The organism is Arcicella sp. GW458-12-2-14-TSB2, assembly GCF_059423785.1.
Window position 1 is genome coordinate 1 of the sequence record NZ_JBWKYN010000176.1, and the last position, 12461, is coordinate 12461.

The following is a 12461-nucleotide window of genomic DNA, read 5'->3' on the forward strand; positions in this document are numbered from 1 at the left end:
GTTTAGCAGTAGTATTAGTGAGCTTAGGGGCTTTCTTTGCTTGCAAAACTGAAGATGAAATTACCGCTGAAACTCGTCTTTTTAGACCTGTTTTGAACAAAGAGCTTTCTGCTAAAAATAATACCATTATCGTAAATATGGGTAATATTAAAGCAGCTACAGGCTATACAGTAGAAGTAAGTAGAGATACTTTCAAAACGACTGATTACTCTTTTAAAGTTGATACTAACTATGTAGTGGTTGACCAAACTTTATTAAAAGGCGAATCTCTCTATTGGAATACTACTTATCAAGTTCGTGCAAAAGCCCACGCTCTTAAAGCAGAATTTGATAGTAAGGTTTCGGATTTAGGTAGTGTAAGGACAGAAAAATTCCCAAGTATCATGGTGACGCCTACTGCTGCCGATGTGATTGATGTAGCCGCTAGAGTAAGATGGGCGACAGGTGGTGTAGCCATTACCAAAGTAAAGGTTTTTGCTAAAACAGATTTGAAACTAGCTACGCCATTGGCTCAATACGATGTATCTGAAGCAGACCAAAAGGCTGGAAGTACTATTATTAAAAAATTGAATCCCCTTACTACTTATCAATTGGCTATTTATGGTGCTGATGGAACTGTAAAAGGTTGGGATAATTATACAACTATCAGTCGTGCAGTAGATACTAGTAGCCCTAACGTAATAGACTTATCAGAAAGCGATGACCCAAATGCACTGAATGCAGCGTTATTAAATGTAGTAGAGAAGGGAATCATTGTGTTGAAAAAAGGTGCTACTTATGTAATGCCTACTAACAATTTTGATAAATCAGTTACCATAACAAGTGCTTATGGTTTTGGCGAGCAAAAAACAATCATTACTACTTCAGGTGGTGGGAATATCGGTACTGGCGTAACGTTAGATTATCTCCGTTTTAATAATATCGAATTTATTGGTGCTGATATTGGTGGTAGTTATATTTTCAACCCTAATATTGCTACTTTAACTACCGTGAAAGAGCTATCGTTTGATAATTGCATTATCTCTAATATGCGTGGTGTATTACGTATCAGAGCAAAAGCTTTCGTAAACAATTTCATTATCAAAAACTCTATTGTTCATCAGATTGGTACTTATGGTGTATTGACAACTGATACAGACGGAGCTGGAAATGCAGCGGTTGATAACATTATTTTACAAAGCAGTACGTTTAGCAAAATCAACATTTTCTTGACATCTCGCCAAAATTCAAATTCTGTTGTCATTGAAGACTGTACTTTGAGTGAAATTGCGACAAATGGCGGTTCATTATTCAACTGGCGTGGTACTGCGGTTGGTCTACGTAATGTAACCAATGGCATTAAAATAGCTAACTGTATTTGGGGACACGCATGGGACCAAGCAGGTACTTCGGTCTTGACTGTTCGTGGAAAATCTGCTGGTTTAGATGTTACCAACTTTACGGTATTGAATACTTATACTACTGGTGACTTTGGTTATGTAGCAGGTACTGAAATCTCGGGTTTACCATCGTTTACTTATACTAAAAAGGCATCAGAACTTTGGGTTAGCCCTTATTCTGGTTTAAATTTCAACTTCAAAGATGCTAGCTTCGCTGGTCGTAAAGACACTGGCGACCCTCGTTGGAGAGTAAAATAACCTGATTGATTAGTAGTTTTTAAAAGAAATCCCTTTTAAAAACTACTAATCAATTTATATTATATCCCTAAAATCATGTATTATAAAATCCTACTTTGTGTTGCTTGTTTAGTAAGCTTTGAGATGATTGCTTGCAAAAGTGTACAACCAATCCAAAATACTCAAGCAACTGCTTACCCTCAAGATTCTGTAGCAGAAAGAATGCTTTTGTATCAAAGAGATAACGGAGGTTGGCCACAGCCAGGAGGTGATGCTATCAATTATAACTTGACGGTTTCGAGTACTTTGAAAGCAAAATTATTATCAGAGAAAAAAGTATATGATACTACAATCGATGATAAAGCTACCACCAACGAAATCACTACTTTAGTAGGAGCTTATAAGAAAACTCAGAATCCAGCTTATATTCAAGCAGCTGAAAGAGGTATCAAGTATTTATTGGAAGCTCAAAACAAAGCAGGTGGTTGGGGACAATTCTTTCCTGATACTTCAGGCTATCACAAGCACATCACTTATAATGATAACGCCATGATTGATGTGATGAATGTATTGAGAAATACAGCAGAAGCTAAAAATAATTTTGAGGTAGTAGATGCTTCATTAAGACCACAAGCTAAAGAAGCAGTACAAAAAGGCATTGCTTGTATCTTGAATACCCAATACAAACAAAATGGTAAACTTACAGCATGGTGTGCTCAACACGACAGAGTGACTTTGCTTCCTGCTAAAGCCCGTAAGTTTGAATTACCTTCATTAAGTGGTGCTGAAACAGTGGGAATTATCCATTTTTTAATGGGTATTGACAATCCCTCTCCCGAAGTAAAACGAGCTATCAATGCCGCTGTAAGCTGGTTAGATGCTGTAAAATTGGTAGGTATCAAAATAGAGGAGGTAAAAGACCCATCGCTTCCTAAAGGTAAAGACCGCCTTGTTAAATCAGACCCTAATTCTACACTCTGGGCAAGGTTCTATAATTATGAAACGAATGTCCCTTTCTTTACTGGTAGAGACAGCGTACCGAGAGCTACGTTAGCAGAAATTGAAAATGAAAGAAGAGTTGGCTATGCTTATTACGGCATTTGGCCAGCCAAACTTTTAGCGGTTGATTACCCTAATTGGGTTAAAAAGTGGGATAAAAAATAATTTTTGTAAAAAACTACACTACAACAATTTAAACACACCCTGCTTTGTTAGCAAATGACAAAGCAGGGAACAAAACAATCTTCAAAAAGTAACTTTAACCTTTTTAACGGAAAACATATTTCCTGAAAAAACGATGAAAACTTCTTTGCTATTTAGTGAAGACAAAAAAGCTTTTTTTTTGTCTGTGATAATCCTTTTGTTTTTTTCTTCGATACTCAATGCACAACAACTGGCATTTCCTACTGCCGAAGGTGGTGGTCGTTTCGCTAAAGGTGGGCGTGGTGGCACAGTTTACGAAGTAACTAATCTCAACGATACTGGCACAGGAAGTTTAAGAGATGCCATCAGTCAGCCTAATAGAACAATTGTATTCAAAGTCTCAGGTGAAATAAAACTGAAAAGCCGTTTACAAATCAAGCAAAGTAATATTACCATTGCTGGACAAACAGCCCCCGGTCAAGGTATTTGTATTACGGGCTATACTGTAAATATTTCTGCTTCGGATGTCATCATACGCTATATTCGTTGCCGTTTTGGTGACGACAATGCCGTTGATGATGATGCCATGAACAGCTGGAATCACCTTTTTGAAAACATCATTGTTGACCACTGTTCAATGAGCTGGTCAATTGACGAAACAGGCTCATTTTATGGCATTCGCAATTTTACGTTACAATGGTGTATCCTCAGCGAAAGTTTATTTAATTCAAAACATGATAAAGGGAAACATGGGTACGGAGGGATATGGGGAGGTGCTAATGCTACTTTCCACCATAATTTAATTGCACACCATACTTCTAGAAATCCACGCTTTGGTGGCACTCGTCCGGGATACATTCCATACCCTGCTTCAGAAGAATTAGTGGATTATCGAAACAACGTATTATATAACTGGGGAAACATTAATTCGTCTTATGGTGGCGAAGGGAGTAGAATCAATATGGTAAATAATTACTATAAACCAGGGCCAGCCACTCCGGGAAGTCTTACTGTTAGTTCTGCTTCAAATAAAAGAAACCGCCTTCTTTATTATTCGAGCTATGTAGTAGATAATGAAACAGATACTACGTGGGGCGGTAAATTTTATATCAATGGGAATGTAGTAGCGGGTTATCCAGATGTATCGGCAGACAACTGGGCAAAGGGTGTACAAAAAGACGGCTATGCAAAGGCTGATGCATTACTAGCAGTAGCCCGACAAAGTCAGCCATTCGCAACCGCACCTGTGCGTACACAAACAGCAGAAGCTGCGTATTTATCTGTGTTGGATAGTGCAGGAGCTATACTTCCTAGACGTGATGGCATTGATGCCCGAATTGTAAGAGAGACAACTTATGGTACAGCTACTTATGAAGGTGCGGCCTATGCTACTATCAAAGATACTGGGGTAAGTCATCCTTCTGGTATTATTGATAGCCCTTCGGATGTGGGAGGCGTGCCTAAATATGGTTCAAATACTCCGTATAAAGACGCTGATAAAGATGGAATGGACGACCTTTGGGAAATAGCCAATGGACTAAATCCCAACAATGCTAGTGATGGAAACTCAGTAGGTACAAATGGTTATACCAATTTAGAGAATTTCTTGAATGGTATTAATAAAGATACAGGTACAGGCGAAATCGCTGGTGGTTCTGTCATTATAGATTTAATGGGTTATGATGCTGTAGTTGCCCAAGATGGTACTGGTTCATACAAGACGATACAGGCTGCCATTGATGCTGCCCCCGTCAATAGCACAAAACCTTATAGAATCTTTATTAAAAATGGGAAGTATCTTGAAAAGGTATCTATCGTTGCTAACAAAACTTTTATCCATCTGATTGGTGAAAGTGCCGCTAAAACTATTATTTCATGGAATGACTATTCTGGAAAAGTAAATCCCGCAGGGGGAACATTCGGCACAAGCACCTCGGCAACATTAACCATCAAAGCAGCCGATTGTTATTTACAAAACTTGACAGTAGAAAATACTACAGGCGATGCCCCACAAGCTTTGGCCATTTCGTTGGAAGGAGATAGGAATGTAGCTAAAAGCTGTATTTTTCTAGGTGGACAAGATACTGTATTAAGTAATGGAGACGGTAAAAGACAATACTTTAAAAATTGTTATATCGACGGTGTCGTTGATTTTATCTTCGGAAGTGCCATTACTGTTTTCGATTCGTGTATCGTATATGCCAAAGACCGTACTGATAAATTGTCGGGGAGCTATATCACTGCCGCTAACACGCCTAATACTCAAAATTATGGCTATGTTTTCAGGAATTGTATTTTACCTGCTAATACTGGTGTAACTGCTTATGTGCTAGGCAGACCTTGGCAAAACGATGCTTCTACGGCTGATGTAGCGAAAAAATACAATAAAGTGGTTTTCTTGAATAGTATCTATGGCAACAAAATTGTAAAACCAGAAGGATGGTCAACTTGGGATGCAGGAACCAATACTAGTTTTATTACTTATGCAGAATATAAAAGCAAGCGATATGATGGCTCATTAGCGGATATTAGTAAAAGGCTATCATGGACGAAGCAATTGACAGATGCCCAAGCATCGCCATATTACGACAATACCAAAATATTTGGTGATTGGAATCCATGTACTACCACCACAGATTTTTGTACAACTCCTAAAGCTGAAATCGTAGCTGTCAATATCAAAACGGTAAAAGGAGCCAACCTCTCTACTCCTACTACTTTTTCATGGAATACTGCTTGGGCGATGAAAGACCTCCGCTATGAACTATACAGAAGTACCGATAACAAAGTCAACTTTTCCAAAATCAGTGAGACCGTTGCGACTACCGATACCCTGATAAATTTTAGTATGACTGACACCGCTCCTGTGGCAGGGAAGACCTATTATTATTTATTAAAAATAAGCAAAACGGGTTTGAAGGATTTTGTTTCTGATACCCTAACGATTTCAAGTGTTCCAACCATCATCATTGCAGGAACACCTAAAGATTTTATGCAAGGCTTGGGAAAGGCCTCCTCAGCACAAGTATATACGTTATCTGCTGAAAATTTAGCTGATAAGTTAAACGTCAGTATTCCCACTAATTTTGAAGTTTCTGCTGATGGAGGTAAAACATGGGTGGATGCGAAAAATACTATAAGCATTGCTCCAACCAATGGAAGCATTCCCACTACAACTATTCAAGTACGTTTGAATAGTACGCTGGCAGGAACTTTCAGTGGAAATATTATACATACCAGTACTGGAGCAACCAGTAAATCCATCACTGTAAACGGCACTACCCAAACAGATGCCCTGCCTGTTTCTCAACGACTGGCTTATTGGTCAATGGTAGTATCAGACACTGATAGTTCGGCACTAAGAGCCAAAGGCGTAACAGTGGGCAAACCCGTTTTGAAAAAACTTAGTTTATCGAATGGTTCTGTAATTCCTGCTTATTCAACACTACATGGACAAGCTTTTGCTCCTTCTACTGATGGAGGTGGTCTTTGGACTACCACTGGTGGAGGCTTTGGCAATAATTTGAGCCGTTCATCTTATGAACAATTTACCATTAAAGCTTCTGCTGGTTATGCTGTAAAAGTAGATTCCATCAGTTTAAAAATGGCTTTATATGCCGCTGCCACAGGTAAATTTGCAGTGGTTTATTCAAAAACAGGCTTTAAATCAGACTCTGCTGATGTTTCTGGTGGATTAATAGCTGGTGTGCCTATGCTTGGTTCGGCTAATGCTTCCTTTGCTAACCCTGCTATTCCAGTATCAGAGCCAAGTGCAACCGTTACTTTATACCAAATAGCCCTAAATGGTGCCAATGGTATTAACTTAGCTACTGGCGATTCTTTAACTATCCGTATGTATTTTAGTACAGGCAGTTCAAGTGCTGGTCGTTATGCCAAAATCAAAGATTTAAGTTTCTTAGGCTCAACCAAGGAAACGCAGCCTGCTACGCTCAATATTATTCAGTCTCTGACCGATTTTACTTATATGGTTGGCAGTAATTCACCTGTTCAAACGTATTCAGTTTCGGGCGAGAACCTAAGCGATGATATTAGCCTGACGGCACCGAACAACTTTGAAATTTCAAAAGATGGTACTACTTGGGTCACTTCAACAGGGGTTTTAAAATTAACCCAGTCTGCTGGAAAAGTCGCTAAAACCACTATTTATGTAAGAGCAAGCATCAATACTGCTGGTACATATAATGGTAATATTATTCATACTACGACAGGACTGAATGCGATTACATTACCGATAAAAGCTATTTTAACAGCCTCAGCTCCTACCCTAACAATTTTACAAAATTTACAAGACTTTACTTATCTGATAGGTTTGTCAGTAGCTACACAAAGCTATAGCCTAACGGGGGATAATTTTCTTGGAGAGCTAATATTGACACCTCCTCCACATTTTGAGATTTCTATTGATAATGCTACATGGGTAAATGCGGCTTCGACCTTAAAACTTACTCCGTCCGCAGGTAAATTATCACAAACGACTATCTATGTAAGATTGACAGCAAAGCTTATCGGTACTTTTACAGGAGAGATTAGTCATGCTTCGTCTGGTATGAGTACTAAAATGCTAGCGTTGAAAGGAATAGTATGTAGTCCTTTGGGAATAGAAGAAGAACCTGTTAATAAAATATTGTTTGGTCCTAATCCATCACAAAATGAATTAACGGTTTTTCATCCAGTAGCCAAAGCAACTTTAAGTATCTTAGGGACTTCTGGACAAAAAATTCAGAGTGTCAATACACAATCTAATAGTACTTCAACTATTTTAGACCTCAATCACCTATCTTCAGGAACATACTTCCTTGAATACCTCAATGGTGATTATCGGGAAGTGTTGAAGTTTATCAAAAATTAATGATCAAGCATTTATCAAAAGTATTTATTTATGAAAACTAAAAGTGTCTTTCTCTGCTTTCTACTGTTATTGATAGCCAATATTTTGAAGGCACAGCAATATGATTTTGTAGTTGCTCAAGATGGTAGTGGACAATTCAAAACCGTTCAAGAAGCCATCAATGCCGTTCCTGATTTTCGTAAAAAACCTACGACAATTTTTATCAAGAAAGGTACTTATAAAGAAAAATTGGTATTGGCTGAATCAAAAGCCATGGTGCAATTCATAGGAGAAAGCCTTACTGAAACCATTCTTAGTTATGATGATTATGCACAGAAAAAGAATATTTTTGGCGAAGAAAAAGGGACAACAGGTTCGGCAAGTTTTTATGTGTTTGGGAATGAGTTTTCAGCTAAAAATATCACCTTTCAAAACTCAGCAGGACCAGTTGGTCAAGCAGTAGCTATTTGGGTAAAGGGTGATAAAGCCAAATTTGAACATTGCAGGTTCTTAGGTTTTCAAGATACCCTTTATACGTATGGGCACGAAAGCAGGCAATACTATTACGATTGCTATATAGAAGGAACTGTTGATTTTATCTTTGGCTCATCTACGGCTCTCTTTGAAAAATGCACTTTGTTTGCCAAGAAAAACGGTTACCTAACAGCGGCTTCGACACCAGAAAATAAAGCATTCGGCTACGTTTTTAACAATTGTACCATCACAGGAGATGCCGAGGCTAACACTTTTTATTTAGGCCGACCTTGGAGACCTTTTGCTAAAGTAGTATTCATACAATGTAGCCTTGGCAAACAAATAAGACCAGAGGGGTGGCACAATTGGGATAAAGCAAGCAATGAACAAACAAGCTATTTTGCTGAATATAAAAACACAGGTGAAGGGGCAAACACTGACAAAAGAGTTCCGTGGACACATCAGTTAAGTGATGAAGAAGCGAAGGGCTATACCAAAGAAGCTATTTTTGGTGATTGGAAAGTAGATTAACATACCAAAGTTTTATATTATAAGTATCATTTGTTTCACACTCATTATTCTTCAATGCTAAAGTTCATTTAAGCAATTGTTACCAGTTGTTTAATTGAACTTTTATGTTTTTATCACATTCTTCTCAGTGTATTCCTCAGGTGTGTCCCAAAAATTACCCACTTTATACTCACTTCTCCTCAATTTATCACTTATTTTCATGTTGTTTGATTTTCCTTTTAAAAATGATTAGTTCCTAAAACTTCATTTTTTCATCACACAATGATGTGAAGTGTCACATTAGTCATTTTTTATAAATAATTAATAATCAAATATTTATAAAAAAATCATCTCTCTTTTATGGTATCACATCAATAGGTATTTCCTCCATTCATGTACATTTCTTTTATGTTGATTAGACAAACAGGCAAATTAGACACTGCGAAATAGCAGTAATTAGAAAAACAATTTAACTGAAAACCCTAAAAATCAAACGTCCAAATTTAAACTTTAATGTCTTATGAAAACTAGAAAAATCCTTGTGTATGCTTTATTGGCTTTAGGAATTATTACATTACAATGGTCATGCAGTAAAGATGACGATAACGTAACGCCCGCAGCTACTGAACAAGACCCTAATGCGCCAAAAGGACAAGTGAAAGTAGGTATTACTGATGCTCCGATTGACAATGCCGAAATTAATGGTGCTTTTGTAACCATTACAGAAGTAAGATTAGATGGAAAAAGATATGATGGATTTCAAGGACCGAAAACAGTAAATATTGCTGAACTTAACAATGGTAATTTCTTAACATTGGTTGATGGCAAATTCCAAACTGGTACGTATAGTAAACTAACGTTTGTATTTGACTATGAAAAAGACCAAGCTGGTAATGCCCCTGGTACGTATATCTCTAAAGTAGACGGGACTAAAAGTAAGTTAGCTATTTCAGGAAATGCTAGAAACTCGCTTGATGTAAACAGTAAACCTTTTACAGTAACTGAAACTGGTACGACTGATTTAATGGTTGATTTCGATTTAAGAAAGGCAATTAAAACCTATAATGAAAATGCTAAGAAAAATTATTCATTCGTTACTTACGGCGAATTGCAGTCATCAGTTAGAGTAGTTAACAAAAGCGCTACTGGTACTATCACAGGTCATGCAAACGGATATAATTCTACGATGATGGGAAAAGTGGTAGCATACGTGTATAAAAAAGGAGAATTTAACCCTAGTACTGAAGCGAAAGGACAAGGCGATAGTTCAATAGAATTTAAAAATGCTGTTTCAAGCTCAGTAGTTGATGGAAACGGTAATTTCAAAGTATCGTTTTTGGAAGAAGGTAATTATGAAATACACTTTGCTTCTTACAAGCCTTCAGGTGATGCTAATTCTTCATTTACATTAAATGCGTTATTGAATGTATCGAGTGCATTAGATTTGAATACTATTGCAGTACAATCTAATACCAACGTATCGGTATCATTATCAATAACAGGGGTAATAGGTTTATAATATCAAGAGTGATGAGCTTTGAGATTTAAGTATTCCGCTGATGCGGTTTAAACGCTAACTTATCAACATCGTTTTTAAGACTATTTAACACTCCTTATTTCATAAGCAAAAGCTTCAATTAATGTCCATTAGGCATTTGTTGAAGCTTTTACTTTTGTAGGACCAATGACCTTCTATAAAATATCGTGTTCAACATGAAAGACTTAAATGCTTTTTTCGTTTTTTATAGGCTAACATGATATAATATGTCTAACAGATATCTTCTTTCTTTTATCTTTTTATTATTGCTATCCAACGTGAGTGTTGGACAAAAAATTATTAAAGGTAAAACACTGCATAAAAACTCTAAAGAACCTATTCCTTATGTTAATATCGGGGTTGAAAAATCAAATATTGGTACTATTTCTAATGCTGATGGAAGCTTTTTAATTGTTATTCCTCAAAATTTGAGTTTAGATACTTTAACTTTTTCAGCCCTTGGTTTTGGAAAAAGAAGGATTCCGATAAAATTACTAACACATCAAAAAGATATTAATATCCTTTTGAATGAAAAATCTACATTGCTCAATTCCGTAACTGTCAGTGCGACTAAACAGAAAAACAAAACCTTTGAAATAGGGAATAAAACCTCTAATGGTGGTGAGTATGAGCCAGACACTACTTATGCTGGGCGATGTATTGCATTACTCATCGAAAACAAAGAGGAGTATATTCAAAAGGGGTTTGATTTCCCTGCTTATTTAGAAAAAGTGAACCTCAGAATATTCAGAAATAACCTCAAGTCATTTAAGTTTAGAATCCGATTAAATGCTGTTGATAGTTTGACTGGTCAACCTAGTGAAGACCTTCTTCAACAAAGTATTATCGTGGAGTCTTCTATGAAAAATGGCTGGCTGACTTTTGACCTTTCCCATTTGAACTACTTAATCACAAAACCATTTTTTGTAAGTTTTGAACAAATACTTGATTTGCACGACAGAACAGCTATTGCTGATGGTTATAGAGATTTTATGCAAAAGTATCCTGAGAGACTAAAGACCGATACCGTAGAGTTTGAAGGCAAGAAGGTGGTTAATCAAAAAATTATGAGAGGAGGAATAGATTTACCGGGTACATTCATTGGCATATCTACCTCCAATAACAATCGTTATACCTGTTTTGCCAGAGAAACAAGTTTAGGCGAGTGGAAAAAAGTAAGGGGTATTGTTACAGCCTATATTGCTGTAAGTAATCAGGCAAGTTTGAACGGAATCATAAAAACAAGTCCAGCAATACCTTGTAAAGATGCGATTGAGTGCCTCATAGAAAAAAACTGTAAGGATTTTATCGACGAAAGTGGAATGAACGGCTTACAGGTTTGTGTTAGTAAAGGAAATAAGATAAAATATTCAATTAATTTAGGCTATGCAGATGTAGCCAACAACATTCCCGTTACTGATTCTACTCGTTTTCGGATAAATAGTATCTCCAAAGCGATGACGTCGCTTGCATTAATCAAGCTTATGGCAGCAAATAAACTTGATTTGGATGCTCCTATTCAACAATATCTTCCTGATTTTCCGCTAAAAAAATATACGATTACTACCCGACAATTGGCTGGTCATTTAGCTGGTTTTCGTGATTACAAAGAGAATGATTTGAATGATTATATTCGCACAGAACATTTTGATAATGCCATTCAAGCACTGAAAGTATTTAAAGATGATACTTTGCTTTTTAAGCCTAATACTCAATTTCATTATTCTAGTTTTGGTTGGAATTTAATTGGTGCCGTCATTGAAGGAGCAAGCAAAGAAAGTTATTTACAGTACATGAGAGAAAATATCTGGCAACCTTTAAAACTATCCTCTACTTGTGGAGACGATGTAAAAAGTACTATCAACAACAGAAGTAAATTTTATGATGTCACAGGACAAGAAAATGATTTGGGAGATTTAAGTTATAAATATTCAGGCGGTGGGCTTTTATCAACGGCTAAAGACTTAGTAACATTAGGGAATGAAATCCTACATGGTAATTATTTTGACCCAACTTTAAAGAAGGCACTTTTTGAAAGTCAGTATACCACTGATAAGCAAGCAACAGGCTATGGTATTGGCTGGTACACAGGCAAAGACAAAAATGGACATCGCATCTGGTATCATGCGGGCGATTCCTTTAGCAGTAGTTCATACTTAATTATTTATCCAGACGATGATATTGTAATCGCCTTTCTTGGAAATTCACAAGATGGTGTGATGTTTAATGTACAGAATATTGGAGAGTTGGTTTATGGGAAGTAGTGTTGAGTTTAAATTATAACAGAATTAAGTCAAATTTTTTATTAATTTCTAGCGAGGGACTTAAGTCC

The 12461-nt window shown here is 36.8% G+C and carries 6 protein-coding genes; all 6 read left to right on the forward strand.

Features of this window, described 5'->3' with window-relative positions; translation table 11 throughout:
* On the forward strand, window positions 1-1637 hold a 1637-nt coding region (locus tag AC07XN_RS19910), incomplete at its 5' end, for a DUF4957 domain-containing protein (RefSeq protein WP_494744304.1).
* 75 nt (window positions 1638-1712) lie between these two features.
* Complete coding sequence (pelA, locus tag AC07XN_RS19915) at window positions 1713-2780, forward strand: pectate lyase (RefSeq protein ID WP_309913236.1); 1068 nt, start codon at window positions 1713-1715, stop codon at window positions 2778-2780.
* Between the two features lie 133 nt (window positions 2781-2913).
* A complete protein-coding gene (locus AC07XN_RS19920) occupies window positions 2914-7629 on the forward strand; it encodes a pectinesterase family protein (protein ID WP_494744305.1) in 4716 nt (1571 codons plus the stop codon).
* A gap of 30 nt (window positions 7630-7659) precedes the next feature.
* Entirely contained in the window at window positions 7660-8613 is a 954-nt protein-coding gene (locus tag AC07XN_RS19925; protein WP_309913230.1) for a pectinesterase family protein, read from the forward strand.
* A gap of 499 nt (window positions 8614-9112) precedes the next feature.
* The gene (locus tag AC07XN_RS19930; protein ID WP_494744306.1) at window positions 9113-10111 is read left to right on the forward strand and encodes a DUF4382 domain-containing protein; all 999 of its coding nucleotides are present in this window, start codon (window positions 9113-9115) and stop codon (window positions 10109-10111) included.
* Window positions 10112-10356: 245 nt separating this feature from the next.
* Window positions 10357-12393 (forward strand): serine hydrolase, encoded by a 2037-nt coding sequence (locus AC07XN_RS19935; RefSeq protein ID WP_494744307.1) that lies wholly within the window; start codon window positions 10357-10359, stop codon window positions 12391-12393.
* Window positions 12394-12461: the final 68 nt, after the last annotated feature.